This is a genomic window from Nitrospirota bacterium (assembly GCA_040752355.1).
In the GTDB taxonomy this organism is placed as follows: Bacteria; Nitrospirota; Thermodesulfovibrionia; order Thermodesulfovibrionales; family Dissulfurispiraceae; genus JBFMCP01.
This window is the reverse complement of sequence record JBFMHE010000010.1, coordinates 1-26,177: the sequence shown is the minus strand read 5'-3', so window position 1 is coordinate 26,177 and position 26,177 is coordinate 1. Positions and strand designations below refer to the sequence as shown.

Genomic DNA, 26,177 nt, shown 5'->3' with positions numbered 1-26,177 from the left:
CTTACGCATCACGCATCAAGCGTTACGGTCTTTACCCGCAGCTGCTGCAGCCCGATCCGCAACCGCCGCTGCTCTGGGGGCCGCACGAAGGAGCAGACCCGCCGGTGAGGATAAAGCCCTCCTGTTCGCCGTCCTCGAGATAGTCGAGCTGCATGCCGGCAAGGGTCGTGCCCGTATTCTTGTCCACGAAGACCCTCAGGCCGGCCTGCTCGATGACCTCGTCGTCGGCAAGGGGCCTCTCGTCTATATCGAGGCCGTATGACGGCCCGCAGCAGCCGCCGCCTGCGCTGTAGATCCTCAGGCCCCAGCTGTCCTTGCCCTCGGCCGCCAGTATGGATTTCGCCTTCTCGGCAGCTTTATCGGTAATCGTAATCATAAGTGTACCTCCGGAAGTTTTATACCTTTAGCATAAAAGAAACCGCCTTAAAAAGCAATCGAAGAGGGGCTCCGCCGGTATCTTCGGACTGGCAGAAAGGCGGGAAGGCGCTCCCGGCTCAGGGCGCAGCGCTACTTCATGATCGTGCGGATGATCGCATCGAAGCGCCGGCAGTCTATGGGCTTGCCGAGGATATCGGTGACGCCGCTGCTCCATGCCCTCCGGCGCAGCTCCTCGTCCTCCGCATTGCCGGTGATCATCACGATCGGCACATCGCCGTCGATCTTGCGGACCTCTCTCACCAGCTCCACCCCATCCATCCCGGGCATCCTGAAGTCGGTAAGAATGAGGTCGACCCTGTTGGCCCTTATATAGGCAAGGGCGGCTGCAGGGCACAAAAACCCCTTCACCTCAAGCCCGAGCAGCGCAGTCAGCTCGACGATCGTCGACAGCACCGCCTGTTCGTCATCAATGGCGACCGCCCTTCTCACTAACATCCCCAAAAAGCCCCCCTTCTTTTGGGCGAACTGCAGCATCCGCGCCCTTAACGGCGCCGGGAACCGATCCCAAATCCACCTTTTATACACTTTTTGAGTTGCAAATGTCAATACACGCTACAGTTCGTAGTAAACGAAAAAGGAGCTTGGTATAGTGAACTGTCATGCGTAAACGCAAGCTTGTCACCAGCAGGGAGATCGGCGAGAAGATCAGGAAGCGGCGGAGCGAGCTCAAGCTGTCGCAGCAGGAGCTTGCCGATATGCTCGGGGTCACCTACCAGCAGGTGCAGCGGTACGAGAGCGGGAGGAACAAGCTCAATGCGGAGAACATCCAGATCATCGCCGAGGCGCTCTCGGTGCCGGTCGTGTATTTCTTCGAATCCGCCCCGGCTCCGACGATGATGATCGCCGAAGAGCGCCCTCCTTATGCAGCTCCGGACGAAAGCGCGCTCCTCAGGCACTTCAGGAAGATCAGAGGCAAGACCTCCAGGAATATCGTCATTCAGGTCGCACGCCTGGCCGCCGAGACAAAAGAGTAAGCCGTCTCCCGAAGCCCCGGCGCAGCCTGCGCGTTCTCCGCGGAAATGATTTATAATAATCCGTTATGCTTTTACTCCACCGCTCTATACTCAAGGAGCTCCTCACCTCGTTCCTGCTCTCCCTGCTCTTCCTGAACTTCACGCTCATGATGGAGAAGATCCTGCGCCTGAGCAGGATACTTTCGGGGGTCGGCGCCTCCCTGCTCGATATCTCGCGGATCATTTTCTACCTGCAGCCCCAGCTCCTCATTCTCACCATTCCCATGGCCCTGCTGCTCTCGGTGCTCCTGGCCTACGGACGGATGAACGCCGACAGCGAGCTCGTCATCCTCCGGGGCAGCGGCATGTCGTTCAAAGGCATCTCTACCCCGGTGCTCTACCTGGGGGTCGCCTGCTTCGTCCTCAGCCTCGGCATGAGCTTTTACCTCGGTCCCAAGGGGAGCACGGCGATGCGGCAGAGCCTGGTCGAGATCCTCACCCGGCGGGCGCCGATGACCATAGAGGAGGGCATCTTCAATACCGCCTTCAAGGATATCGTCATCCTCGTGAAAGAGAAGCCCTCTCCCGACAGGCTCTCGGGGATATTCATCGTCGACGAGCGGAAGAAAGAGGAGCAGAGGGTGATTGTCGCAAAGGAGGGGAGGCTGGCGCCTGAAGAGGAGACCTTGAGCTTCTCTCTCCTGGACGGCCATATCTATATCACCAGGAAAAATACGTTTACCGAGATATCCTTCGGGAAGTACCACTTCACGCTGACCCCCTCGGTCGAGCCGTCGGAACGGAAAAACAGCGAGCTCACTCCCTTCGAGCTGCTCAGCGCTGCGCGGAGCGCCCCGGACAAGGGCACGCCGCTCATGCTCGAGTTCTTCAGGCGCATCTCGATGCCGGCGATCTGCCTCGTCCTCGTATTCCTGGGGCCTGCGCTCTCGCTGATGGCCGGCAAATCGGGAAGGCTGGGCGGGCTTACGGTGGGGCTGGCGGTCTTCGCCTTCTATTATATGCTGCTCCTCTATGGAGAGAACCTGGCGAGGACCGGCAAGGTGCCGCCGGCTGCCGGCGCGTGGCTCTCGTTCGCTGTCCTGACGATATGCTCCCTCGTCGTCTTCGAGCGGGTGAGCAGGAAGTAATTCACCATGCTGCTTATACAAAAGTTATATATCAAAGAGTTCCTCACCACCCTGCTGGTCCTCGGCTTCGGCATAGCCCTGGTCTTCAGCATCATGGGCTTCATCGACCGGATCGATGATTTCATGCCCCACAAGCCTTCGATAGGGATGCTGCTGGGCTATATCGTCCTCACCATCCCCCGGAACCTGCACTACCTGCTGGCGATGGCGACGCTCCTGAGCAGCCTCTTCGTCTTCTCGCAGGCGATCAAGCGGAAGGAGATCGTGATCATCAAGGCGGCCTCGGGCCGGATGAAGAGAATGCTCCTGCCTTTTGTCGGCATCGGCGTGCTCCTGACCTTCTTCGGCTTCGTCCTGGGGGAGATCGTCGTTCCCCTTACGTCAAAGGAGGTGCGGGCGCTCAAGCACCAGATAACCAAAAAGAAAAAGGGCGTCACCTTCAAAGAAGGCACGCTTTATATGCGGAGCAAGGACGGCTCCATCGTCCGCATCGGCCTCTACCTGCCCGAACAGAACCTCTCGAAGGGAGTGAGCATCTTCAGGCTCGATGCAGACGGGCTGAAAGAGCGGATCGACGCCGAGCTCGCCGAATGGGAAGGAGACACCTGGAAGCTCAAGGATGTCGCTGTCTCGGATATCGCTGCCGGCACGGTCACGAGGATGCCCGAACTGCAGTATCCCCTGATCGGGTCGCCGAAGATATTCCAGGAGGACCTCTGGGAGCTCAGCGAGATGACGATGATCGAGCTGGTGGGCTACCAGAAGCGGCTCACCGAGGCGGGCTTCAAGAACCCGAAGCTCGTCGTCGATATCAGCTCCCGCCTCTCCTATCCGCTCGTCAACCTCTTCATGCTGCTCCTCGGCATATCGCTCTCCGCAGGAAGCGACCAGAAGGCGCTCAGGGGGATCATCCCCGCCCGCTTCGCCACGCACGGCGGCCTGATCGCAGCGGGCCTGGGGCTCGTCATAAGCCTGTTCTACTGGTTCAGCTACTCCCTGTTCCTTTCGCTGGGCTATGCCGGCGCCATCCCGGCCGCTGTAGCTCCCTGGATCGTTCCGGCGCTCTTCGCCGTCGTGTCGGTATACCTCTACAGCCAGATACCCGAATAAGCCCTTGCCTACTGCTTTCTCTTCTTCCCGTAGAGATAGGTAATGACCATCAGGCTGATGCCCACGGCAAGGGCTGCTATGGCGATGCGGAACATGAGCGAATAGGCGAACCGGAAGAGCGAGAGCACCAGCGCCAGCAGCACCACCTCGAAGAGCATGAGGAGCCAGAACTTCTTTTCACCGATCCGCTCCCGGAGCTTCCTGACCGGCAGCGACTGATAGTTGATCCAGAGGATGATAAGGCCGGCTATGACGAGGGTAAGGAGGTACTTCAACTCGCCGATCCCCGGGTAAAGCTCAGGCGGCTGTCACTCATGTCTCCCGCCGCTGTCGAACACGGGGAATATCTTCGACATCACCCAGAAGAGGGGAAAGGGCATGAGCCCTACGGTGAGCGCACCGGCGAGGCCTTCCTTGAAGGTCTCGTAGTCGTGCGGGATGATCGGCAGGTGATAGTGCATGTATCCCGCAAAGGTGAGCGAGAAGGCCTGGCCGCCGATGACCACGTTCCACCGCATCATGAAAACGCCGAAGAGCACAAGGAGCGTTCCGAGCAGGGCGCGCCGCACCGTCAGACCGGGCATGAGGAAAAGAATCAGGGGGACAAGATTGCCGAGCCCGTACTGCAGGATGAAGATACTGATGAAATCCTTGCCGTAGATGACGCTCCTCAGGACATCCCACGACTTCACCGCCGTATAGCCCCTGAAGATAAGGTCCAGGAGCTCGAGGCTTATCGCTGCGACGAGGAAGAGCAGCAAGTAGCGCGACGTAATCTGGATCACTCCGGGCTCGGCGCCCTGCAGTGACCTGCCCTGGTGAGCGGGGGAGTGATCGGCAGGGAGAGCACGGAACGCAGCGCGCCTCCTTGAGGCACTGAACAGCTTTCTCAGCTCCATGGCAACGATATAGGTGAACATGCAGAGGGCGATGCCGGAGACGATCGCGGACATGATGAAGATCACCGGCATGAGCGGGGTCATCCAGAGGGCGTTCGCCTTGACCGAGCCGAAGATGAAGCCCGCGTAGCCATGGAGAAAGAGCGCCACCGGGATGCCCGCAGCGGCAAGGACTTTGACCGCCTTTTCGTCTTTCTCGAGGGATTTCTCGCTCACGTCATACACGCCGAGCGTCAAGGCGCAGAAGACGAGATACGTGAACCACTCGACCGGGCTCTTGCCGGACTTCTCCTTGAGCGGCAGCGCGGCCTCGACAAAATGCCTCCGGTAGACGAACCAGAGCTCCGACGCCACTATCGCGCCGTAGGTCGAAAAGACGATGCCGAAGGCCGCGATCGCCGAGGTGAAGTGCGGGGTCATGAAGACATACAGCCCCCGCAGCGGCTGCTGCAGGTGGAAAAGGAGCGGCATGGGCGCTACGAACAGAAGCGCGAACGAGAAGACGAGGGAGAACCGCGCCATATCCTTGAGCTTCTTGATGCCGAAGACATGGTAGAGCGACGAGAGCACGAAGGCGCCGGCGACGAGACCGGTCATGAAGGGGTACATGACGATCTGGATGCTCCAGTAGATATACTCGTTCGGATAGGTGAAGAGCTCTTTCAGGGTCCAGGCCTCTCCATGCACCATGGCTAACGCACCTCCTTGCTCAGGCCCAGGTAGTAGACCTGCGGCTTGGTCCCGTACTCTTCCTTCAGGACCGCTACCCGCTCGGTCATGATGACCTTCGTGACCGGGTCGTCCGGGTCCTTGATATTCCCGATCTGCCGTGCGCCGAAGGGGCAGGCATCGACACAGGCGCTCTTCATCCCCCTGGTGATCCGGTGGTAGCAGAAGTTGCATTTTTCCGCAACATGGTAGTTCGGATGGAAGAAGCGCACGCCGTAGGGACAGGCCATGATGCAGTAGCCGCAGCCGATGCACCACTTCCGGTCGACGAGCACCACTCCGTCAGCCGCCTGGTAGGTCGCGCCCACGGGACAGACCTGCACGCAGGGAGGATTCTCGCACTGGTTGCAGAGCTTGGGAACGAAGAACGCCTTCTTTATGTCTTCCTTTTTTATATCCTGGTACCTGCCCTGGCCGAGGTCGATCCTGCTCGTGATGAAGCCGTCCCGCGCGCCCTTCGGCGAATCGGCGAAGAGCCTGTTGTCCCTGGTCAGGACGTAGCGCTCGACCCAGGTCCGCGTGACGTTCGCATCATAGGGGATCTCGTTCTCCTGCTTGCAGGCCTTGACGCAGAGGCCGCAGCCGACGCATTTATACGTATCCACGAGAAAAACCCACCGCACCCCGGACGAATCGTACCTCTCGGCCCGCAGCCGGCGGGGACCGAGCAGCTCCAGCGCGGTGATCGGCAGCGCCAGCCCCGCAGCGCCCGCGAGCGCGGAGCGCAGGAAATTCCTTCTCGTAATCATTTGAGGCCCTCCAGCGAAGGATGGTGCGGATTATGGCATGCCGAGCACTCGACGCCCGGATTGTGCTGCCCGGGGTCTACGCCCCTGATACCCCCTCTTCCGCTCGCAGCATAGGGAAGCGGATAGTGGCATCTGAGACACTGTTCCCTGCTCCTGTCGATGGCGAGCTTCGGGGGATCGGAGGGGTGCTCTCCGGCAGGGCCGTGGCAGTTTTCGCAGCTGATGGCCGCATGGGCCGACTGCCCGATGCTCGTGTACTTATCGGCGTGGCAGCCGTTGCAGTATTCAGCAGTCCGGTATTTGACCGTGAAATTCTTCCAGTCCTCTTCGTTGCCCGGCCGGTGCCAGCCGTACATGTACCCCCGCGCGCCGACGCCGAAATCCTCCGGCACAACAAAGATCCGGGCGATCAGGACCAGCGCCACCAGCCCGACGACCACAAAGAGGGGTCTTAGAACATGGCTTCCCATACATTACCTCCCCAGGTAATGTTCCATTATACCAAAAAACAAACACCCCTGCGGTCTCTGCCGCGGGGGTGTCCGCTCCGTGTACTTGTTACGCGATCAGCGCCTCTTTCATGATCTCGACGCCTGCGCTCGTGCCGATGCGCGACGCCCCCGCATCGATGAACTTGACCATCTGCTCAAGGGTCTTGATGCCGCCGGAGGCCTTGATTCCCGCACGGTCTTTCACGATCTCCCTGAGCAGCTTCACGTCCTTTATCGTCGCGCCCCTGGTCCCGAACCCGGTGGAGGTCTTGACGAACCCCGCCCCGCAGGCGGCGGCGATCTCGGCGACGGCCTTTTTTTCCCGTTCATCGAGGTAGCAGGTCTCGAGGATGATCTTGTGGGCCGCGGACCTCGTCGCGTTCACGACCTCGGTAACCTCCTCTATGACGAAGTCGAAATTGCCCGACCTCACGGCCCCTATATTTACGACGATGTCGAGCTCCTGCGCGCCGAAGAGCACCGCCTGGCCCGCCTCGTAGACCTTGACGTTCCTCATGGTCATGCCGTGGGGAAAGCCGATCACCGTCACTACCTTTGTATCGTATCCGGTCAGGATGGCCTTGCAGAGCGGCACGTAGTAGGGCTGGACGCAGACAGCGTAGAAGTTGTACTTGATAGCCCCTTTGCAGAGCGTTATGATATCGGCTTCGGTTGCCGAGGGGGTCAAGAGGCTCTGGTCGATGTACCGCGCAAGGTCCGAAGGAGCAAGCTTCTTACTGCCATAGCGAGGGGCCCTCTCCCTTTTTCTCTCTGACATACCCGTTAACCTCCTGTCGATACAAGGTGTGGAGCAGCTTTGCCGTCTCCCCGACGCTGAACGATATCCCCCCCGCCCTGCTCACCGGCATTACCTCCATGGTGGTGTTGGTGATGAACACTTCCGCTGCGTTGAAGAGGTCGTCGGGGGTGAATGCGCCCTCTCTGACTTCGATACTGGTGCGGGTCGCCAGGTCCAGGACGAGCCGCCGTGTTATGCCGTCGAGAATGCCGACCTCGATCGAGGGCGTACAGAGGACCGCGTCCTTTACGAAAAAAATATTGCTGATGGTGCCCTCGGCAAGAAAGCCGTCTACATTGGTCATGATCGCCTCGTAGGCCCCGGCATGCCTGGCCTCGATCTTGGCGAGGATGTTGTTCAGAAAGTTGAGCGACTTGATCTGGGGGTTGAGGGCCTCGCGATGGTTTCTTTTCGTCTCCGCGATGATGATATCGATCCCCTCACTATAGTAGGAGCGGGGATACTCCTTCAGCTCCTTGGCTATCACGACGAAGGTCGGCTGCCGGCAGAGCGCGGGGTCGAGCCCTATCTCGCCCTCGCCCCGCGAAACGGTCAGCCGCACATACGCCTCTTTCAGCTCGTTCGCCTGGAGCGTTTCGTAGAGGGCCAGCTTTATCCCGGCTATGTCCTTCGGGACATCGAGCCCTATCAGCGAGGCGGAGCGGTAGAGCCGCTCCAGGTGCTCGTCGAGGAGAAAGACGACGCCGTCATAAACGCGCAGGGTCTCGTAGATCCCGTCACCGTACAAAAAACCGTGATCGAAGACCGAGACCTTCGCCTCTGCAGCAGGCACAACCTTATCGTTCAGGTAAACAAACATGATTTCGTGATCCGTAATCCGTGATGCGTGATCGGTACTGAATCGGTCACCGGTAAGACTCCCCTATCCCGTTACGCTTTACGCATCACGCGTTACGGCCTTCAAAAGGCTTCCCTTATATGCTTTATCTCTTCCTTTCCATTCCCGGCTATGATGCTTATGACATCGAACCGGACCGGCGCATCGACCTTCTTATGCTTCACATAATAAAGAGCGATCTTCTTGAGCTTTTCCTGCTTGCGGAGATCCACCGCCTCGAACGGCTGGCCGAAGGCGACGGTGCTCCGGGCCTTCACCTCGATAAAGACGAGCGCCCCCTCGTGCCTGGCGATGATGTCCGCTTCGCCGAGGGGGGTCCGGTAGTTGCGGTGGAGGATGGCATACCCCCGGCCCTTCAGATAGGCGACGGCGAGCTCCTCGCCCCTCTGCCCGAAGGATTGTATCATAAATCGTCCCGGAACCCCTCGCCCTCTTCCGGCTCGCCCACGGTCACCTCAGCGCCGGCCAGCCGTTCGAGGAGGACGGGGACGCCCTCGATATCCTTCACATCCTTCTGGCAGAGCACCTTTATGATCTCCCTGAACGGGGCGAACTCTTCCCAATGGCCTTTCAGGTGCACCGAGAGGGTCTTCAGAAGCTGCTCCCCCTTCTCGTCCCAATCCATGAGGAGGAGCACCCGGTGAAAACGCTCGGCGATATCCTCTGAAAACTCGTAGAACCCCTTGCCGCCGTGGAGGGGGATGATCTCGCCGATGAGGCCGATCTTCCTGAGGGCGCTCACATCCCTTCTGCCCTCGACAATGACAGGGATTCTCTTGTTCACCTCGTAGAGGTTCTGGAAGACCTCCCTCAGCCGCTCAGCCCGCTCTATATCGGCGCCGGGAGGCTGCATACTACTCGATCGCTACAAAGGTCTCGGTGCGGTTTATGCCCTTCAGCCTTCTGATCTTCTTAATGATATTATTGAAGATCTCAGAGGAGTCCGGCGCCTCGAGCACCGCGATGATATCATAAGGGCCGGTCACCAGGTCCGCGTTCACCACTCCCTTTATTCCCCTGAGCGAATCCCTGATCGAAACATCCTTCCCCGGCAAGACATTGACCAGCAGGTAGACACGTGCCATGACATCCTCCGTTTTCGCATAACGTTACTAAAATTATACGAATTTTTATCTCCTTCTACAAAACCTTGATGCAGGCAGGCTCCGGATCAGCAGCCGTGCGCCGTCTCAGTCGAGCGAGGCGACGATACCCTGCGTGACCTCCTTGAAGGTGAGTATCCTTTTGCCGTTATGGTCATTCAGGAACTCGCGGGCATCCGCTTCCCTGGCAAAGGGAATCAACTCTCTGCCCATGGGGCCGAAGACATCGCTGCCGATCACATAATGAGCCCTGGTTCCGTCGACCATCTTCAGGGTGTAGTAGTCAGTGACGTATATCTTTTCGATATCCTGCCGGTTCCGTGCCGGAGCGTATTTCTTTATAGCGAAGAGATACTTGAACATATCCTTTGCCCCGTCGAATATCGCGGAGGAGCCGTCCTTGAACGTGACGCCGGCGATCCAGTCGACATATTTGGCGACAAACATGCCGCAGACAGGGCACTTGTCCTTCGGAGAGGGCTTGAGAGGGCCTTCGGCGGAACCGGCAGCAAAGGGCGATAGCGTGAAGAGTACTGCCACGAGGGCTGCGCCTATTACCGTTTCCGGCCTCTTCATAAACGATCTCATCATCGTTAGACCACCACACGCGGCTACTGCGCGTGCCGCTCCGTGCTCTTCATCTTCATCATCTTCCTCTTGTCCCGGATCATCTTCGTATCCTGGTACATGTCCTCGTAGGCTGCCTTCATCGCTTCGTCATAGGTGACCAGCTTCCCGCCGTTTTCCTTCATGAAGGCCTCGGCATCGCCCTTCTGCCCGAACGCCCACTTCGCCCGCTTCGTCATCACGCCCGGCTTGCTGCCCCCGAGCACCCAGTACGCCTTTTCAGCATCGACGAGCCTCTTCGTGGCGAAGTCGCCGACGCCCGTCATCTTCGGCGTCTTGTCGATAGTGAGGGAGAGATCGACGGCAGCGCAGTGAATGCTGCAGGTCCCTACTGAAACACCGTCGTCGTAATCGATCAGCATCCTGCTGTGGCTGAACTTCTCCCGGTCCATGCCGCAATACTTGCACGCCTGCGCCTTCTTGATGTCCTCCTGCGCGAAGGCGACTGCCGCTGCTGCGGCGAGTAAGAACACGACAGTAACAATGCTCGCTCTCTTCATACGTATTCCTCCTCAAACAATAGATGCAAGGCCATGCCTAAAATCAGGACTTTAGATAATACTATATCTTCAATCGCCGTTTTTCAATCCGGAGGGCGTTCCGCCTTAGAGGAGGCCGAGAACGCTTCGCTTCAGCGTCTTCTCGGTAACGCCGCCGAGGATCTTGTAGCGTATGAGCCCCTTCCTGTCGATAATGAAGGTCTGCGGCACTGCCCGAACTCCGTAGCTGCGCGCCGCCTTCATATTCGCATCGAGCAGCACCGGGTAGGAGACCTTCACCTCCCTCAAGAACTTCTCGATCCACTCCTTGGACTGCCCGACGTTCACGGCGAGGATCACGAGCCCTTTATCCTTATGGCTGCGGTAAAAAGAGTTGAGCAGCGGCACCTCCTCGAGACACTGCTTGCAGCTCGCCCAGAAATGGAGGACAACCACCTTGCCCCGCATCTCGTCGAAAAGCGCAACCGGCCGGCCCTGCACATCCGACAGGACGATCTTCGGAGGGGAATCGCCGATCTGCAGCGTCGAGCCCCGCATCCCTTCGGCGCCGGGCGGCAGAGAGCCCCCTATGCCCGCTATGAACAGAAGAACAACCACGACCCGCTTAAGCCAATACACAAAACGCCCGCTCATCAGCCGCCTCCCTTTGCATCGATCAGGTCGTCTCCGTCCTGCTGCAGAGCTGCCCGGCCATCAGTCGCCATCTCGGGCCGGGACTGCCTCTTGAGGCCGAGGTCCCACTTCCAGACTTCATAAATCGCGGGATAGACCGCCAGCTCGAGCAGAAAGGAGGTGAAGATGCCGCCGATCGTCGGGGCGGCGATTCTCTTCATCACATCCGAGCCCGCGCCGGTAGCCCACATGATCGGGACGAGCCCTATCGCCATGGTCGCGACGGTCATGAATTTCGGCCTGAGCCTCTTTGCCGCACCGTTCATGATCGCCTGCCGCAGATCGGCGAGACTCTTCATCCGCCCCTCCTTTTTCGCCTCGGCATACGCCAGGTCGAGATAGAGGAGCATGAAGACCCCTGTCTCGGCATCAACGCCGAGCAGCGCGATGAGGCCGACCCAGGTGGCGGCGCTCATGTTATAGTCGAGGAGATAAAGAAACCAGAATGCGCCGATCGCCGAAAAAGGGACCGCGCACAGTACGATGAATGTCTTGGCAAAGGACCGCGTATTCAGGTAGAGGAGGAAGAGGATCAGGAAGACGGTCAGCGGCGCCACCAGGAGAAAGCGCTGCCAGAACCGCTCCATCGCCTCGTACTGCCCGCTCCAGGCGATCGCGTAGCCGGGCGGCAGGGATACGAAATCCCTGAGCAGGGGGCCCGCCTCCTTGATATAGCCGCTCGGGTCGCGTCCCGCGATATCGACATAGATATATCCCGTGAGCAGGCCATTCTCATTCCGGATCATCGAGGGGCCGCTTTCGGCCCTGATCTCAGCGAGCTGCGAGAGGGGGATATGTCTCTTGCCGTCGGCGGCAGGCACCAGCACGCGGCCGAGCGACCCGATATCGTAGCGGAAGTCAGGCATGTATCGTACGTTCACCGGGTAGCGCTCGCGGCCCTGCACCACGGTCGTCACATTCTCTCCGCCGATCGCGTTCTGCACCACCGCCTGGGCCTCATCGATATTCAGGCCGTAGCGGGAGAGCTCCTCGCGGTTCCAGGCGAAGTCGAGAAAATAGCCGCCTCCCGTACGTTCGGCAAAGACGCTTCGGGTCCCTTTCACCGAAGAGAGATAGAATTCGACCTGCGTCCCGATCTCCTCTATCTTCGAGAGGTCCGCACCCGAAATCTTCAGTCCGACGGGAGTGCGTATGCCGGTGGTGAGCATGTCGATGCGCCCTTTGATCGGCATGGTCCAGGCATTCGATACGCCGGCGATCCGGAGCGCCCGGTTCATCTCCTCGATCAGCTCTTCCCGGGCAATATGGTCCGGAGTGATGCGGCGGAACACCGGTTTCGCCCATGCCGGCGCCCATGCCGAATACCAGGTCTCCTTTTTCCGCCACTCCGACTTCGGCTTCAGCGTGATGACGGTCTCGAGCATCGAGAGCGGCGCCGGGTCGGTCGATGTCTCTGCACGGCCGGCCTTGCCCAGCACGCGATCCACCTCGGGGAAGCGCTTGATGATCCGGTCCGTAATCTGGAGCAGCCGCTGTGCCTCGGTGGCTGATATTCCCGGCATCGTCGAAGGCATATAGAGCAGCGCCCCCTCATCCAGGGACGGCAGGAACTCGCTGCCCAGTTGGATCGAGGGGAAGAGCGTGATGCCGAACATCGGGAAGATGAAGACCGCTGCCGTAAGCAGCGTCGCGATGACCGAGCCCGCGATGACCGCCTTTTTGGAGCGCAAGGAGAAGCGCACAACAGGCTCGTACGCCCTCACCAGGAAGCGGCTGACGGGATGCTTCTCCTCCGCGTGGATCCTCCCTGCGAGGACCGCATTCGCTGCTCTCGAGAGCCAGAACGGCCTGAAGCCGAAGCTCCTCAGATTCGTGAGCGCCAGCCGGAGCGCCGGATCGAGGGTGATCGCCAGCACCGCGGCAACGATCATTGAGAATGTCTTGGTATACGCGAGGGGCTCGAAGAGGCGGCCCTCCTGGGCCTCGAGGGTGAGGACCGGCAGGAACGAGACCGCTATGACCAGCAGGGCAAAGAAGCTCGGCCCGGCCACCTCTTTTACCGCGGCAACGATAACGGTCCGGCGATCCTCCTTGCGGCCGCCCTGCTCCCAATGCTCGAGCTTTTTGTGCGTCTGCTCAACGACGACGATCGCCGCATCGACCATCGCGCCTATGGCGATGGCGATGCCGCCGAGGGACATGATATTCGCCGATATGCCGAACGCCTTGAAGGGAATGAACGCGATGATCACGGCAATAGGGATGGTCAGCACCGGGATCATCGCGCTCGGGATATGCCAGAGGAAGACGAAGACGACGAGAGAGACAGTGACGATCACCTCGATCAGGGTGGACCGCAGGTTGTCGACGGCCCTCTGAATGAGCTCGGAGCGATCGTAGACCGGGACTATCCTGACCCCCTCCGGCAGACCGGGCCCGATCTCCTCGAGCTTCGCCTTGACCCGCTCGATCACCTCGACCGCATTCTGCCCATGCCGCATGACCACGATGCCGGACACCGCTTCGCCCTCTCCGTCGAGATCCGAGAGCCCCCGCCGCAGATCGGGTCCGAGCGCCACCTGCCCGATATCCTTGACGCGAATCGGCGTGCCGTTCTCGCTCGTAACAAGGACGGTATTCTCTATATCGGCAAGGGAGGTCGCATAGCCGCGGCCGCGCACCATGTATTCGGTGCCGCCGAACTCGATGAGCCGTCCCCCGGTCTCGTTGTTGCCGCCCCGCACCGCCTCGACCACGCGGCTGATAGGGATATCGTATGCCTGCAGCCGGTTGGGGTCCACATTCACCTGGAACTGCTGCACGAAGCCGCCGACCGGCGCGACCTCGGCGACACCGGTTACGGACTTCAGATGGTAGCGGAGATACCAGTCCTGATAGGTGCGCAGCTCGGCGAGGCTCCGCTTGCCGGTCGTATCGACGAGGACATACTGGAACACCCAGCCGAGCCCTGTGGCGTCAGGCCCGAGCTCTGTCCTGACTCCCTCGGGGAGGCGGGAGAGAGCGCCGGAAAGATACTCGAGGGTGCGCGACCGCGCCCAGTGGATGTCGGCGCCGTCTTCGAAGATGACATAGACGAAAGAATAGCCGAAGTCCGAAAAGCCGCGGACCGTCTTCACCCGCGGCGCGCCGAGCATGGCCGAGACGATCGGATAGGTGACCTGGTCCTCGATGATATCCGGGCTCCGGTCCCACCGCGAATAGATGATCACCTGGGTGTCGCTGAGGTCAGGAATCGCATCGAGGGGCACGCTCTTCATCGACCACCACCCCGCCAGGACGGCAAAGGCCACGAGGATGAAGACGATGAGCTTGTTGCTGACCGAAAAGTCGATGATGCGGTTAATCATGGCCGGCGCCTGGGGAAGCGGTATGGCCTGGATTCATGGCGCCCCGGCTGCTCCGGGGTTTGCTGCTGCCGCTCCCTCCGGCGGTATACTTTTTCGGATCCTTCTCGAAGTCCAGCTTGCATTCAGGAGAGCAGAAGAAGTAGGTTGCACCTCGGTAGTCGCTCTGTCTGGCCGCGGCCCTCGCCTTTCCCTCGTCGAGATACATGCCGCAGACGGGATCTTTGGCCGACATGCCGTAGATGCCCGCTGCCGCCGCCTTCATACGGCTTTCGGAGTCGACAAGAAAATTGCCGGCGATGACGATCTCCTCTCCCGGCATCAGGCCGCCTGTTATCTCTATCCGGTTCCCCATGCGCCAGCCGGTGCCGACCATGCGGGGCTCGAAATGCCCCTTGCCGGTGTGGACGTAGACAAGCTTTCTCATGCCGGAGTCGACGACAGCGTCGGCAGGAACGACAAGGGACGGCGGCATCGTAACCGGCAGCTCTATGTCGGCAAACATGTACGGCTTGAGGAGGTAACCCGGATTGTCCGCTTCGAGCCGCACCTTGAGGGTCCGCGAGACCGGGTCGAACTGGGGCAGGGCGCTGCTCACCCTCGCCGGGAAAGATATCTTCTGGCTCGGCAGGGAGGCGCGCACCGTCATGCCCGGCTTCAGAAAGTGCGCCTCGTTTTCATAAATATCGGCCAGTATCCATACGCGGCTCAGGTCGGCGATCTTGAAGAGCTCCGTGCCCTTTTCAAAGCGCTGTCCGTCAGAAATATTACGGGTGACGATAAAGCCGTCGGCAGGAGAGACGATATAGACATCTTCCGTGAATTTCCGTGTCCTGATCATCTCCTGGATCTGCATTTCGCTCATGCCGAAATTCTTGAGGGCGTCCACATGCTGTTGGATGCTGAGGTCGAGCTGGTCCGCCTGCTCGGCGCGCACCAGGCTCTGCACGTCGCGGGGCGCTGCGCGGTCCCTGGAGCCGAGGGCATAGAGCAGCGATTTGCCTGCCGAAAGGAATTCCGTACTGTAGAAGGCGCCAAGGATCTGGTTCTTTTTGACGAAGTCACCGGCCGCAATGGGCAGGGTCCTCGTTATCCAGCCTTCGATAGTGGCGTTAATGCGGTATAGTCTCGTTTCATCAACCGCCACCCTGCCGAGCACTCTCAGCGAGTGGGCTGTCGCCCTCTTTTCCACTTTGGCCAGCTTCACGCCGATGAGCTGCTGCCGCTGGAGGCTGATCTGCACGGCGCCGGGGGCCTGCCGGGCACGCTCGTCCTCTCCCTCGGCCTGCCCGCTCCCTTCGGCATAGACGGGCTCGAGCTTCATGCCGCAGTCGGGCGCAATGCCCGGCTTATCGGACTTATAGGAAGGATGCATGGGATCGACGTAGTAAAGGACCGCGCGCTCCTTTGCCCCTGGGTGTTTCCCCGAGGACCGGGCATACCACGAGCCGGCAATAAAAGCGAAGACAGCGACGGCAATGATGACAAGCCCGTAAGCGCCCTTTTTCATGCAGCGTATTATACCTCGTTACTGTTACTGTTACTGTTCCGCAACGGCGGGGCCGTCACCGGCCGGCTTACTCCCGTCCGCAAAAAGCCCCGCACAGCCGCTGTGCGGGGCTCCTCGATACTCTGCAAAGGCGCACTACGGCGTCGTCGGCTTGGAGGCCACGACGAGGGGCCGCATCATGTCGTGCTCCTCATGCTCCAGTATGTGGCAGTGCCAGACATACTCATTGCCCCCGGTCCTCGGGCTCGGCGGAACGGTGAAGGGCACCTGGGGCAGATCGAACCGCATGATCAGGGTGATGCACTCGCCGGGATGCATATTCACCGTCTCCTTCCATCCGTACTCGTAAGGCTCGGGGCGGCGCGCAGTGCCGGTGAGGACAAAGCGGCCGAGGTAGAGCTTAAACGACTGCCTCCTGATGACCTGTACGTTCACCAGGTGGAAATGGATCGGGTGGGTATCGCCCGTGAGATTGAAGATGTTCCAGACCTCCACGTCTCCTTCGGTCGGCGTCTCGGTCGCCGGGTCGTCGAGCTTTCTCCCGTAGGTCCCTCTCCTGAGCGGCGTGGTCGTGCCGAGCAGCGGCATGAGCCTGCCGTATTCGTCGAAGGCCTCGTTGAGGGTGAGATTCCTCGTCCGCGTTACCGGTTGATTGAACACCGGATAGGCCGTCTGGCCGGGTGCGTAGGGGTCGAAGAAGAGCGGGTCATTGCCGGCAGTGAGGTCCGTCGATGTCGAGATAGTGACCGGCGCGACCGTGCCCTGCGCCTGAACGACGTTGAAGCGCATGATCTGCCGGGTCGTCGGACCGAAGCCGTTCGCCGGTCCGCTGATAAAGTCGAAGAGCGGGTCGCCGCCAGGGAACGGCGCCGGAGCATCGTTGTAAAGGATAAGGCTCTGGCCTGCAAAGTTCGAGAAATCCACGACAACGTCGCCGCGCTCGGCCGGACCGAGGAGCAGGGCGCCGTTGACCGCAACCGGGTCGAACGCCCTCTTTCCAGGAAGAAGCACCGGCCTGGGGAGGAACCCCCCTTCTGTGCCGAGCAGGAGAAAATCGGGTCCCGCTGCGTTCAGCGGATCATTGTTGATGCCGTACGCGACGCTGTCGGGGCCCTGCTCGACCAGGAGCTGGAGGTTCAGGTACCGGGCATTGCAGGCATTCAAGAGCCTGAGCCGGTAGGGCCGCGCCTCTACGGTCGCTTCGGGATAGACCGTGCCGTTGGCGAGCATGGTGTCGCCCCAGAACTCGGTCACCAGCGATACGGCCGGGGGATTACCGCCCAGCTTCAGCTTGAATATGCTCGAATCGTAGACATGGGGGTACCAGAGGCTCCCGGCGGTCTGCGGCACCGGGAGAGCCGTCCAGCCGGGATCGGTCGTCCCGATATCCGAGCCGACAAAGACCTTGTCCTGGATGACGATCGGCAGCTCGAAACCGCCGTTTTCGATATAGTCCGGCAGCCCGTTGTTCGTGACGAGCCCCTTCTCGAAGTCGTCCCTGATGATGTAGGCCGTCGCTATGCCGGCGTAAGCGTTCAGGCGCGTGATGCCCCAGGCATGGTCGTGGTACCAGAGCATGCGCGCGCTCTGGTTATTGGGGTAGTAGTACTCAGCCTCATTGGGAGCGAGCGACGGATTCAGCACATGGTGCATGAAACTGTCGCCCCTCACCCCGGCAGGAGTCCACCAGTCGAAGGGCCCGCCGTCGCTGATCCAGGGAACCAGCCCGCCGTGGAGATGCACGGCTGCCCGGTTGTGGGCGAGCGTTTTGCCGGGAGTGGCCGTGTTATCCACGGGGAGAATGTGCGCAGACGGAAGGTTGTTCTTGAAGGTGATCTGAGCCGGCATGCCCTTCTTGGTGACGATGATGCCGCCGAGATGGCGCGGTGTCGCGGTGCCCGGAACAAGGACGTTCTCGGGATGGAAGCCCCAGAGCGTGGTCGACTGCGCGAAGGAAGGATGGAGCGTATCCTGGATCTGCGTAATACTGATGGTGTAGTGTTTCGCTTCCGTGCTGCCCCACATCCTCGTTCCGTCCGAGGCTGCCACGGGGATCGTTTCGATGCCGCGCAGCTGCTGTGCGAACTTCTGCAGTGACGGGCTGCCGAGAAACGCTGCGCGCGCGGGGCGCACGCCGAACCCCAGGGGGAGCGTTGCCGCCGCTCCTGCAATCGCCGAATATTTCAGGAACTGACGTCTCGTTATCATAGCATCCTCCCTCCTATGGGTTATGCTGCCGTCTGAGCTTCCTGCCGAAGAAGAGCAGTCCCAGCGCTCCGCCGCCCAGAAGCAGCACGGAAGAGGGCTCGGGGACGGCCGAGAACGTTACATCGTACGCTTCCAGAGTCAGGAAGAATCCGTCATTCATCGAGATATCGGCAAAACTCCAGTTAACGACATCGGTAATCGGGGAGGTGAAGTACGTCGATAAATCATATCCCGGGGCCACCGCAGGCATGGCAAAAAGATCGGTCTGCGTGCTCTCATCAGCCACACCGATGGTACCCTCCGGGATAATACTGTAGAGCGTGAGCAAGCCGGCAAAGGTAAAATTACCTAAGCCTATCAATGATACCGTGCCATTGAGCCCGGAAATGAACGCCGTATCCGGGATTGAAAAATCTATGGCGCTCGTATCGGTTTTGAATGAGATCACAAAAGGATTGTCTGTAAAGTCAGTAGGCATGGCAGGATCTGTATAAAAAGCACCGTCTGCGAGCCCCGAGAACCGGTACTCGATCGGCATCGCCTCTGCCGATACCGCCCCCAGCCCCCAGGCAAGGAGCATCACCACTGCAAGAAGTCCCTTGAAAAAAGAACTGCTCAAAGCATTAGTACGCGTTGTCTTCCCTCTCATAACCAGCCTCCGCTCTTGTTGTTTTTTTCCGAAAACCGGGCTCTTCGCCTTCTGGTTCAACCCGCTGTTTTCCCCCTCTTTACGGGGAAACGGTCACAGCCCCTAAATCGACGGCTTCAGTCTGTTCTGCCGGCGTGTCCCCCTTCCACCTCCTTCCAAGCGTCCTGTTCGATGTCTCGTCTCGCTGCCCCCTCTTTCCTGTTCCGGCCGGTTCCAGCCGGCAACGCATCCGGCTGAGCGGCTCTATCCCTATATACACCGTTGCGGGCATCAAAAAAGCCCGGCTCCAAAGGCAACTTAGGTTAAAACTTGTATGCATAATAGATGCCGGACTCGAAAGTGCTTAAAATTAAAAAGACTTAATATTAGAGAGCGCTATATGAATCATTTTTGGCCTGCCTGTTTTGACACGAACCATGTCATTTCAATCAATGTCATGAAATTGACAATCCGTCTCCTTATCGCCCGGTTGAAACGATACCGATTGAAGTCGCTAGGACGCAAGCTTCTACTTACCTCCCAAAATAAATTTTAGCGAAAGAAGACGGATTGTCAACTTCTTCGTCGGGGGCAGCGGTGCGGATAGCGCTCTTTTTTCATGAAAAAAGGGCTGCTCGAGCGGAACGCCGTTTGCAGCATCAAGAATGCCGAGCTTTGCGGCGACAGGGCCGGGCAGCACGAGGGACGGAAAATCCGCAAGACCACCTCGGAGCAGGTAAAATCCGGCCGGTCCTGCAGTCAGAGGGGAACGCAGAGAGATCTTTTATCTCCCCGGATACCAGAAATTGCTGTGCGCCTGTGGTGAGGCGTACCGGCCCGATTTATGAACCGAAGGAGGCAGGGCTGGGAAGACCGACCAGATACTCGAAGCGGTCCTTGAATGCAGCGGGGGAGAGGTTGACCGTATGGGCAAGACGCTCGAGCGTCTCGCCCTCGAAATCGCTCTTTTTGAGCCGTATCATGTATTTGCGGGCGACCTCGTACGTCTCGGAGGTGATATCGACGGTCCGGACCTTTACCTTTCCCGTCGCGTAATCCACGACCTCGACGAAGGGGATCGGCCTCAGGTGGCCGTCCATCAGGACGATCATCGCCCCTGTGCCGCCCTTGAGGAGATAGCGGATAGCGCCGTAGCCGAGGTCGCGCGTGTATTCGAGATCGTAGGGGATGGGCGGAGCGGCCCGCAGCTCATACCCGATGTTCTTGTCCACGACGGTCACCTTCATCCCCAGGCCATCGAGGGTCCTGTGCACGAAGTTCTTCAGGACGCGGCCGAGCTGTATCTCCGAAAGGCGTATCCTTCCGGTCTCGTCCTTCTCGAGCTGCTCGTGCTGGCTCAGCTCCTCGAGGTCGAACTTCTCGGAGACGCCCTCGGCGAGGACGACCACGCCGTGGTCGATGCCGTAGGCCATCCGCTTGATCATCGAGCCGGCGATCAGGTCGGAGACCTTCTTCAGCGAAAGCTTCTCTTCGGGGAACTCCTCGGCGATAAGGGTGAGCGTTGCGCCGGCGGCCTTGCCGATACCGAGGGCAAGGTGGCCGGCATGCCTGCCCATGGTGGTGATGAAGTACCACCGCCCCGTCGATTTCGCATCTTCCATGATGTTCTGGACGATCTGGACGCCGATATGGCGCGCCGTCTGGTACCCGAAGGTGGCGACGCCGCCCGGCAGCGGAATGTCGTTATCGATAGTCTTGGGTACATGAACGACATTCATCAATCCCCGCGACTCACGCTCGATCCAGTTGGCCATGAAGAGCGTGCCCTCGCCGCCGACCGTCACGAGGTGCTGGATCCCCATATATTTGAGCGTAGACATCAGCGTCTTGAACTTCTGCTTCACCTTGTCGGGATACTCGCGGGAGGTCCTCAGGATCGAGCCGCCCTGGGTGTGGATCCTCGAGACGTCCTGGATAGTAAGGGGCAGCGCGCAATCGGTATTGCCGTCAAAAAGGGGTTTGAACCCCCCCTTGATGCCGACCACCTTCTTGCCCTGGTTCACGGCCTCGATCGTAACCGAGTTGATGACGCCGTTGATGCCGGGCGCAGGACCGCCGCCCACGATTATCCCTACGATCCCGTTTTCCTTTCTATTCATTACCATCCTCTCATATCTCGCGTCCCGGGGCCTTACAGGTGTCTGCCGACAGCTCCGCTCTTCTCGATCAGCTCGAAGGCGAAGGGCTGCGGCTTTCTCCCGAAGCAGGTGCCCAGGCTTTCATACAGGGCGATCTCGTTGAGGTCGACCTCACGCCGCCTGATCGCCTCGGCCGTAGGCATGTAACAGATCTTATGGCCGTTGACATCCACGACGGTGACGCCCGCCTTGCCCTGGAGCAGGAGGAGCACCGAGGCAGCGCCTGCCTTGTAGCCGAAATTGACATCATAGGCCGAAGAGCCGCCGCACCGCACCAGGTGGCCCGGCGTCACTTCGCGCGCCTCCGGCACTTCGTAGACGCCGGGGGCGAACATGCCGGTCTGTTTCATGAACTCCTTGATCTCGGGGTCGCCCTTCAACCGCTTTTCCATCTGCTGGCGCACGAATCTTCCGGCGCCGGCGAGCTTCTTATGGCCGAAGGCGTCGACGCCTGCGGATTCGTCGAAGAGCATCTCGCCGCTGGCGTTCTTGATACCCTCGGCGACCACGATCATATACGTTCCCGCCTTCACATCGCTCCGCAGCACTCTATTGCAATAGGTGGTCTTCATGTGGTCGTAGACGACATCGAGATCGACCGGGATCTCGGGGATGAGGATGCAGTCGGCCTCGGCGCCCACGCCGCCCCGGAGCGCGGTGTGGCCAACATAGCGGCCGAAGACCTCGATGATGAGGATACGGTTATGGCTCAGCCCGGTGGTCTTGAGGTCCCTCGTGAACTCGGCGATCCTGTTCACCGAGGAGTCGCCGCCGACGCTGTAGGGCTGGAGGTCGAGGTCCATGGTCTTGGGGACGTGAATGCAGGGGATGCCCTGGGAGTTGAGGTCTACCACCACGCTCCCCGTATCGTCGCCGCCGCTGATAACGAGGGCGTCGATGCCGAACTTCCTGAGCCCTGCCTTGATCCGCTCGTATTTGTTCGGGTCCGCTATCTTGCTGATCTTCACCCGGGAGTGGCCCGCTTCGGAGCCTGCGAGGGAGGCCTCGATCCTGCTGACCCGCTCCGCATTGAGCAGCACGACATTCTCGAGATCGACCAGGTTGTAGAGCCCTGCGTAGCCGTTGGGGATGACGACCGACTCGATGCCGTGAAAATACGCCTCGCGGGACATCCCTTTGATGACCGCATTGAGGCCGCCGCAATCACCGCCGCTGGTTATGACACCGATCCTCTTGATGCTCGCCATTACTTCCTCCTCTACCCGTAATATCTATTATCGACAAAAAGCTAGCGAACCGTAACTCTCTTGTTTTCGAGCAGGGCCTGCACCGGCTTGAGGCCGTAGGGGCTGCCCTGTTCGATGGCGGTCAGCACGGTCCCCCCTCCGGTGAAGAAGTAATATTGTGCATTATCCAGCACGGAGAGGTAAAGACCGGGGCAGAGATTCTTGAACTCCTGCAGCGTATCGCCGCCGCCGTACATCTTGAGCGCGCTCCTGTTCTGGTCGATCGTCCCGTCCAGCGCCGCCGAGCCCTCGGTAAAATGGGGCGTGAATCCCATCACGGCGTTGACGAAGATCGTCCTCGCCGCCGAGATCGTTTCGGAGACGAGCCGGTCCTCGAACGACTTCGGATCGATGTCGAGCAGGTACTTATAGCCGGCGCCCTGCCTGAAATCCCGTATCGAGAGCGTCCGGTACTTCCCTTCCACCTTGCCCTCGAGCGTATCGGACTCCACGACATAGGGAAGCTCGACGATCTTGCGGTTCACCCGGTCCTTCTCGACCAGCTCTCTTGCCGCGATGATATCGCTCTCCGAGACCCCCTTCACGGTCACCCCGTACTTCGCGCAGAGGAAGGCGTTGTAGATCACCCCGCCGAGGATCAGCTTATCTACTTTATCATAGATCGCGTAGAGCGGGCCTATCTTCGTGTCGTACTTCGCGCCGGCGACGACCGCGACGAAGGGGCGCTCGGGGTTGATGACCGCGTTGAGCCTGGCGATCTCCTGCTGCATCAGGAACCCCGCGTAGGAAGGGAGATGTTTGGTCACCTCATAGGTCGAGGCGTGGGCCTGCCACGAGCCGAAGGCGTCGTTGACATAGATGTCGGCAAGGCCGGCGAGCTGGAGCGCGAGCCGCTCCCGCGCCTCGCCCTTCGCCTCCTCCCCCTGGAACCAGCGGGTATTGGGCAGGTAGATGCCGCCGATGTTCCGCGCCCTCAGGTCGCGTATGGCGATATTGATCGAGGTATCGATGCTCGTAATGCCGAGGGCCGGATCCACGGCAAACCGGGGGATATGGAATCTCGTGTGGAGCTTGTGCTCGAGGTACTCGACGATAGGCTCCACCGACTCCTCGGGTCTGCACGTGATCTCCCCCGTCTTTTTATCTTTAGGCCGTCCTACATGGGTCATCAGGATCGGCCTGCCGCCGCGCTCGACGATATTGAAGAGCGTTCCGATCGAGCGGTCGATCCGGTAGGGGTCCTTGATCGCGCCGTCCTTGACGACATTATGGTCAAACCTGACCAGGACGACCTTGCCGTTCAGGTCAGCATCCTGGATGAGGGGGAGTCCCGGGTCCACGTCCTGCCGTTCCATGGTCAACCTCCGGAAAAGAGCGGGTATTAATGGTAAAAAGGGCCGAGGCCGCGCTCAAGAGAGCGCCGGCCTCAACCCCTCGACAGCAAGACGGGACTACAAGCCCAACAGGCTCGTATTGATCTCCTTCTTGACCGCCACCGGCTTCACCGTCCTCTTCACGATATCGACGGTGTTGGTCACCTTGAGCTTCTCGAAGAGATGGCCGAACTTCTCTTCCAGCTCCTTCATGATCGGACCCTTGACGTCGGCCGGAAGGTCCCACCACTTCTTCTTTACGGGCCCGAAGCCCTTTTTTCTGGTGCTGTAGAAGAACTGCTCCTCGGTCTGGCCCTCCTTCCACTCCTTGCCGTATTCGGTCTTGATGAAGGCATAGACCTCGTCCCTGAACTCTTTGGGAAGGTGTTTGCTGTCGTAAACCATATTCTGGAACCCCGTCGCCAGGTGGACCTCCGAGGTCCCGGTCTCGGGGAACATGTTGAAAGCGTCTTCCGGAAGCGTGGAGGCGCCGTGCTGCACGCAGCCCGAGAGTCCGAACTGCTTCCGCGCCCGGTCGGAGAGTATCCGGAGGGTGTCGAAATCGATCTTGACCTTGGCGAGCGTACCGTCGGGCAGCACTACGCCGCCGTGGCTGGTGCCGGTCTGGACGCTCAGCTTGCTCAGGCCCTTTGCGCCCTTGAAGGTCTCTTGGAAGCCGGAGAGATAGGCCTCGAGCTCCTCGACCGTGCTGTTCTTGCTGCCGATCTCGCCGATCTCGCCGCCTATCGAGACATCGATGCCCGCCGGCTGCATCTGCCGGACATGCGCCGCAAGCTCCGCCGTCCTCTCGAAATTGGGCCGCTGCTGCTCCTTGACCGTAGGCTTGTCGAGGTCGACGATCGTCGAAGTGTCGATATCGATATTGTAGAACTCGGCCTCGATCGCCTCGGCGATGAGCCCTTTGATATAGTTGATCTCCAGATCCGGGCCGCTCAGGTAGTTCTTTCTCACGAGCTGGAAGTGGTCTCCCTGCACAAAGACCGGGCCCTCGTACCCCTCCCGCACCGCAGCGGCGAGGGCGACGGTCGCGTACTCGAGCGGCCGCTGCTTCGTGTAGCCGATCTCGGACCGGGCGATCTCGAAGATCATAGCACCGCACTTCAGCTCCTGCGCCTTTCTGAAGACCGCCCGTATGGTATCGTAGGTAAGCCCCCTTATATTCATCGCCGGGACCGTGAATCCCGGATAATTTCTCCCCATCTCTTCATACAGCCCCTGAATCGACGCAGGCACGGCGCCGCAGGCCTTGGCGATCTCCTTGACCAGGATGAAGAGCGCCTTTCTCTTTTCGTCGTCAGGCTCGAACACCGCGTTGTAGATCAACTGATCCATCATGTTCCGCACGGCGTTCCTGTCCTTTACCGCTACCGCTCCATCCCTCACCTCGACGACATCCTTCAACCCCTGTTCCATGAGTCCTTGTATAGTCATGTACCCTCCCAGGAAGAAATTTAGAGAAAAATGAAACTATTACAAATTATAGCAAAACATGGACAATGATAAAACAGAAAAAATAATTCTTTCCCTTTTATAAACAAAGATGTTTTGCCCGGTTATTTGACATTCGGGCGATCAAAACTTGATAATTGAGTGATAATGGCGAGCAGATTTAACGCATTCGGGCCTTATTTGAAGAAGCGCTTCGGCACGACGGTCTATAAAGTGAATGTGGACGCAGGCTTCACCTGCCCCAACAGGGACGGCACCCTCGGGGTGACCGGCTGCATCTATTGCAACAACGACAGCTTCAGGCCCTCCGCGTGCACCCCGGAGATATCGCTCACCGACCAGATCGAGCGGGGAATCCGCTACCTCTCGGGCCGTTACAAGGCGGGCAGGTTCCTCGTCTATTTCCAGCCCTTCACGAATACCTATGCCCCGATAGAGGAGCTCGAGAAGGTCTACCGGGAGGCGCTCGCCGTACCCTCGATCATAGGCCTCGCGATCGGCACCAGGCCGGACTGCATCGACGAGCAGAAGATCGCGCTCCTCGAGCGTCTCGCCAGGGATCATTTCATCCTCGTCGAGTACGGCATACAGTCCGTTTACGACAAGTCGCTCGACTTCATCCTGAGAGGGCACGACTACCGGACCTTCCTCAACGCCCTTGCGCTCACCAGGGACCGGGGTATCCATACGGGCGCCCATATCATCGTCGGATTTCCGACCGAGACCAGGGAAGAGATGCTCGCCATGGCTGACGAACTCTCGAACCTCCCCCTGCGGTTTCTCAAGATCCACCAGCTCCAGGTCGTGAAAGACACGCCCCTCGCGCAGTTGTACGAGCGGGAGCCCTTCCCGGTCTTCGGCTACGAGGAGTACCTCGATTTCCTCGTCGACTTCATCGAACGCCTCTCCCCGGATATCGTGCTGCAGCGGCTCTTTGCGACAGCGCCCGACGATATCCTGATCGCGCCGCTCTGGGGCAGGAACAGGCAGGAGATCATCCGCGATATTGAACACCGCTTCGCGCTGCGGGACGCCTGGCAGGGGGCGAAGTGCGGGTGCGTGAGAGGATAGTGGCCGTTTTTACCGCCTCATGTAACGCCAAAATGATAATGTCCTCAGTTGCCAATTTAGAAATGTCCTATTGAGGAGGTGCTAAACTGCTTCTTTTTAAGTAAGGAGGCAGCGATGGCAGGAAGGGACATTATCATGGCACGGCAG

Annotated in this window: 26 protein-coding genes; 4 read left to right on the top strand and 22 right to left on the bottom strand. The window is 59.6% G+C overall.

Annotated elements, in window-relative coordinates:
* Positions 1-31: 31 nt before the first annotated feature.
* Together AB1805_08700 and AB1805_08695 are read right to left on the bottom strand one after the other, a co-directional pair.
* A complete protein-coding gene (locus AB1805_08700; GenBank protein MEW5745495.1) occupies positions 32-376 on the bottom strand; it encodes an iron-sulfur cluster assembly accessory protein in 345 nt (114 codons plus the stop codon).
* Positions 377-507: 131 nt separating this feature from the next.
* The gene (locus AB1805_08695; protein MEW5745494.1) at positions 508-873 is read right to left on the bottom strand and encodes a response regulator; all 366 of its coding nucleotides are present in this window, start codon (positions 871-873) and stop codon (positions 508-510) included.
* Between the two features lie 164 nt (positions 874-1,037).
* On the opposite strand from AB1805_08695, the gene AB1805_08690 reads away from it, so the two are divergent.
* The 3 genes from AB1805_08690 to AB1805_08680 all read left to right on the top strand — a co-directional run bounded on the left by AB1805_08690 (position 1,038) and on the right by AB1805_08680 (position 3,649).
* Complete coding sequence (locus AB1805_08690; protein MEW5745493.1) at positions 1,038-1,412, top strand: helix-turn-helix transcriptional regulator; 375 nt, start codon at positions 1,038-1,040, stop codon at positions 1,410-1,412.
* Between the two features lie 65 nt (positions 1,413-1,477).
* Positions 1,478-2,539 (top strand): LptF/LptG family permease, encoded by a 1,062-nt coding sequence (locus AB1805_08685; GenBank protein MEW5745492.1) that lies wholly within the window; start codon positions 1,478-1,480, stop codon positions 2,537-2,539.
* Positions 2,540-2,545: 6 nt separating this feature from the next.
* Positions 2,546-3,649, top strand: coding sequence for an LptF/LptG family permease (locus tag AB1805_08680; protein MEW5745491.1), 1,104 nt, complete (start codon positions 2,546-2,548; stop codon positions 3,647-3,649).
* A gap of 8 nt (positions 3,650-3,657) precedes the next feature.
* On the opposite strand, the gene AB1805_08675 is transcribed toward AB1805_08680, so the two are convergent.
* From AB1805_08675 to AB1805_08580, 20 genes are all read right to left on the bottom strand, one after another.
* Positions 3,658-3,924, bottom strand: a complete 267-nt coding sequence (locus tag AB1805_08675; GenBank protein MEW5745490.1) for a hypothetical protein — start codon at positions 3,922-3,924, stop codon at positions 3,658-3,660.
* A gap of 33 nt (positions 3,925-3,957) precedes the next feature.
* Positions 3,958-5,238 (bottom strand): NrfD/PsrC family molybdoenzyme membrane anchor subunit, encoded by a 1,281-nt coding sequence (gene nrfD, locus AB1805_08670; GenBank protein MEW5745489.1) that lies wholly within the window; start codon positions 5,236-5,238, stop codon positions 3,958-3,960.
* Positions 5,239-5,240: 2 nt separating this feature from the next.
* A complete protein-coding gene (locus AB1805_08665; GenBank protein ID MEW5745488.1) occupies positions 5,241-6,026 on the bottom strand; it encodes a 4Fe-4S dicluster domain-containing protein in 786 nt (261 codons plus the stop codon).
* Complete coding sequence (locus tag AB1805_08660; GenBank protein ID MEW5745487.1) at positions 6,023-6,496, bottom strand: multiheme c-type cytochrome; 474 nt, start codon at positions 6,494-6,496, stop codon at positions 6,023-6,025. The genes AB1805_08665 and AB1805_08660 overlap by 4 nt, the downstream gene beginning before the upstream one ends.
* Positions 6,497-6,584: 88 nt before the next feature.
* Entirely contained in the window at positions 6,585-7,295 is a 711-nt protein-coding gene (gene deoC / locus AB1805_08655) for a deoxyribose-phosphate aldolase (GenBank protein MEW5745486.1), read from the bottom strand.
* Entirely contained in the window at positions 7,252-8,136 is an 885-nt protein-coding gene (locus AB1805_08650; protein ID MEW5745485.1) for an aminotransferase class IV, read from the bottom strand. Before AB1805_08650 ends, deoC begins: the two co-directional genes overlap by 44 nt.
* A 101-nt stretch (positions 8,137-8,237) precedes the next feature.
* The gene (locus AB1805_08645; protein MEW5745484.1) at positions 8,238-8,582 is read right to left on the bottom strand and encodes a YraN family protein; all 345 of its coding nucleotides are present in this window, start codon (positions 8,580-8,582) and stop codon (positions 8,238-8,240) included.
* Positions 8,579-9,028 (bottom strand): hypothetical protein, encoded by a 450-nt coding sequence (locus AB1805_08640; GenBank protein MEW5745483.1) that lies wholly within the window; start codon positions 9,026-9,028, stop codon positions 8,579-8,581. Before AB1805_08640 ends, AB1805_08645 begins: the two co-directional genes overlap by 4 nt.
* A gap of 1 nt (position 9,029) precedes the next feature.
* Complete coding sequence (locus AB1805_08635) at positions 9,030-9,260, bottom strand: Lrp/AsnC ligand binding domain-containing protein (GenBank protein ID MEW5745482.1); 231 nt, start codon at positions 9,258-9,260, stop codon at positions 9,030-9,032.
* Between the two features lie 105 nt (positions 9,261-9,365).
* Entirely contained in the window at positions 9,366-9,854 is a 489-nt protein-coding gene (locus AB1805_08630) for a nitrous oxide reductase accessory protein NosL (GenBank protein MEW5745481.1), read from the bottom strand.
* 35 nt (positions 9,855-9,889) lie between these two features.
* Positions 9,890-10,405 (bottom strand): nitrous oxide reductase accessory protein NosL, encoded by a 516-nt coding sequence (locus AB1805_08625; GenBank protein MEW5745480.1) that lies wholly within the window; start codon positions 10,403-10,405, stop codon positions 9,890-9,892.
* Positions 10,406-10,510: 105 nt separating this feature from the next.
* Positions 10,511-11,038, bottom strand: coding sequence for a TlpA disulfide reductase family protein (locus AB1805_08620; protein MEW5745479.1), 528 nt, complete (start codon positions 11,036-11,038; stop codon positions 10,511-10,513).
* Positions 11,038-14,406 (bottom strand): CusA/CzcA family heavy metal efflux RND transporter, encoded by a 3,369-nt coding sequence (locus AB1805_08615; GenBank protein MEW5745478.1) that lies wholly within the window; start codon positions 14,404-14,406, stop codon positions 11,038-11,040. The genes AB1805_08620 and AB1805_08615 overlap by 1 nt, the downstream gene beginning before the upstream one ends.
* On the bottom strand, positions 14,399-15,913 hold the full coding sequence (locus AB1805_08610) for an efflux RND transporter periplasmic adaptor subunit (GenBank protein ID MEW5745477.1): 1,515 nt from the start codon (positions 15,911-15,913) through the stop codon (positions 14,399-14,401). The genes AB1805_08615 and AB1805_08610 overlap by 8 nt, the downstream gene beginning before the upstream one ends.
* A gap of 135 nt (positions 15,914-16,048) precedes the next feature.
* A complete protein-coding gene (locus AB1805_08605) occupies positions 16,049-18,121 on the bottom strand; it encodes a multicopper oxidase domain-containing protein (protein MEW5745476.1) in 2,073 nt (690 codons plus the stop codon).
* Between the two features lie 13 nt (positions 18,122-18,134).
* Positions 18,135-18,830, bottom strand: a complete 696-nt coding sequence (locus AB1805_08600) for a PEP-CTERM sorting domain-containing protein (protein ID MEW5745475.1) — start codon at positions 18,828-18,830, stop codon at positions 18,135-18,137.
* Positions 18,831-19,591: 761 nt separating this feature from the next.
* Complete coding sequence (pfp, locus tag AB1805_08595; protein ID MEW5745474.1) at positions 19,592-20,869, bottom strand: diphosphate--fructose-6-phosphate 1-phosphotransferase; 1,278 nt, start codon at positions 20,867-20,869, stop codon at positions 19,592-19,594.
* Between the two features lie 32 nt (positions 20,870-20,901).
* Entirely contained in the window at positions 20,902-22,107 is a 1,206-nt protein-coding gene (locus tag AB1805_08590) for a 6-phosphofructokinase (GenBank protein MEW5745473.1), read from the bottom strand.
* A 50-nt stretch (positions 22,108-22,157) separates the two neighbouring features.
* Positions 22,158-23,471 (bottom strand): phosphoglycerate kinase, encoded by a 1,314-nt coding sequence (locus AB1805_08585; GenBank protein MEW5745472.1) that lies wholly within the window; start codon positions 23,469-23,471, stop codon positions 22,158-22,160.
* Positions 23,472-23,567: 96 nt separating this feature from the next.
* Positions 23,568-24,941, bottom strand: coding sequence for a class II fructose-bisphosphate aldolase (locus AB1805_08580; GenBank protein ID MEW5745471.1), 1,374 nt, complete (start codon positions 24,939-24,941; stop codon positions 23,568-23,570).
* A 165-nt stretch (positions 24,942-25,106) separates the two neighbouring features.
* Between AB1805_08580 and AB1805_08575 the strand changes: the two genes are divergently transcribed.
* Complete coding sequence (locus AB1805_08575; protein MEW5745470.1) at positions 25,107-26,030, top strand: TIGR01212 family radical SAM protein; 924 nt, start codon at positions 25,107-25,109, stop codon at positions 26,028-26,030.
* Positions 26,031-26,177 lie beyond the last annotated feature (147 nt).

Bases quoted from the DNA above. Each gene is read 5' to 3' on its own strand.
- AB1805_08700 (MEW5745495.1), bottom strand. From the start codon at position 376: ATGATTACGATTACCGATAAAGCTGCCGAGAAGGCGAAATCCATACTG.
- AB1805_08695 (MEW5745494.1), bottom strand. From the start codon at position 873: ATGTTAGTGAGAAGGGCGGTCGCCATTGATGACGAACAGGCGGTGCTG.
- AB1805_08690 (MEW5745493.1), top strand. From the start codon at position 1,038: ATGCGTAAACGCAAGCTTGTCACCAGCAGGGAGATCGGCGAGAAGATC.
- AB1805_08685 (MEW5745492.1), top strand. From the start codon at position 1,478: ATGCTTTTACTCCACCGCTCTATACTCAAGGAGCTCCTCACCTCGTTC.
- AB1805_08680 (MEW5745491.1), top strand. From the start codon at position 2,546: ATGCTGCTTATACAAAAGTTATATATCAAAGAGTTCCTCACCACCCTG.
- nrfD (MEW5745489.1), bottom strand. From the start codon at position 5,238: ATGGTGCATGGAGAGGCCTGGACCCTGAAAGAGCTCTTCACCTATCCG.
- AB1805_08665 (MEW5745488.1), bottom strand. From the start codon at position 6,026: ATGATTACGAGAAGGAATTTCCTGCGCTCCGCGCTCGCGGGCGCTGCG.
- AB1805_08660 (MEW5745487.1), bottom strand. From the start codon at position 6,496: ATGGGAAGCCATGTTCTAAGACCCCTCTTTGTGGTCGTCGGGCTGGTG.
- deoC (MEW5745486.1), bottom strand. From the start codon at position 7,295: ATGTCAGAGAGAAAAAGGGAGAGGGCCCCTCGCTATGGCAGTAAGAAG.
- AB1805_08650 (MEW5745485.1), bottom strand. From the start codon at position 8,136: ATGTTTGTTTACCTGAACGATAAGGTTGTGCCTGCTGCAGAGGCGAAG.
- AB1805_08645 (MEW5745484.1), bottom strand. From the start codon at position 8,582: ATGATACAATCCTTCGGGCAGAGGGGCGAGGAGCTCGCCGTCGCCTAT.
- AB1805_08640 (MEW5745483.1), bottom strand. From the start codon at position 9,028: ATGCAGCCTCCCGGCGCCGATATAGAGCGGGCTGAGCGGCTGAGGGAG.
- AB1805_08635 (MEW5745482.1), bottom strand. From the start codon at position 9,260: ATGGCACGTGTCTACCTGCTGGTCAATGTCTTGCCGGGGAAGGATGTT.
- AB1805_08630 (MEW5745481.1), bottom strand. From the start codon at position 9,854: ATGAAGAGGCCGGAAACGGTAATAGGCGCAGCCCTCGTGGCAGTACTC.
- AB1805_08625 (MEW5745480.1), bottom strand. From the start codon at position 10,405: ATGAAGAGAGCGAGCATTGTTACTGTCGTGTTCTTACTCGCCGCAGCA.
- AB1805_08620 (MEW5745479.1), bottom strand. From the start codon at position 11,038: ATGAGCGGGCGTTTTGTGTATTGGCTTAAGCGGGTCGTGGTTGTTCTT.
- AB1805_08615 (MEW5745478.1), bottom strand. From the start codon at position 14,406: ATGATTAACCGCATCATCGACTTTTCGGTCAGCAACAAGCTCATCGTC.
- AB1805_08610 (MEW5745477.1), bottom strand. From the start codon at position 15,913: ATGAAAAAGGGCGCTTACGGGCTTGTCATCATTGCCGTCGCTGTCTTC.
- AB1805_08605 (MEW5745476.1), bottom strand. From the start codon at position 18,121: ATGATAACGAGACGTCAGTTCCTGAAATATTCGGCGATTGCAGGAGCG.
- pfp (MEW5745474.1), bottom strand. From the start codon at position 20,869: ATGAATAGAAAGGAAAACGGGATCGTAGGGATAATCGTGGGCGGCGGT.
- AB1805_08585 (MEW5745472.1), bottom strand. From the start codon at position 23,471: ATGGAACGGCAGGACGTGGACCCGGGACTCCCCCTCATCCAGGATGCT.
- AB1805_08580 (MEW5745471.1), bottom strand. From the start codon at position 24,941: ATGACTATACAAGGACTCATGGAACAGGGGTTGAAGGATGTCGTCGAG.
- AB1805_08575 (MEW5745470.1), top strand. From the start codon at position 25,107: ATGGCGAGCAGATTTAACGCATTCGGGCCTTATTTGAAGAAGCGCTTC.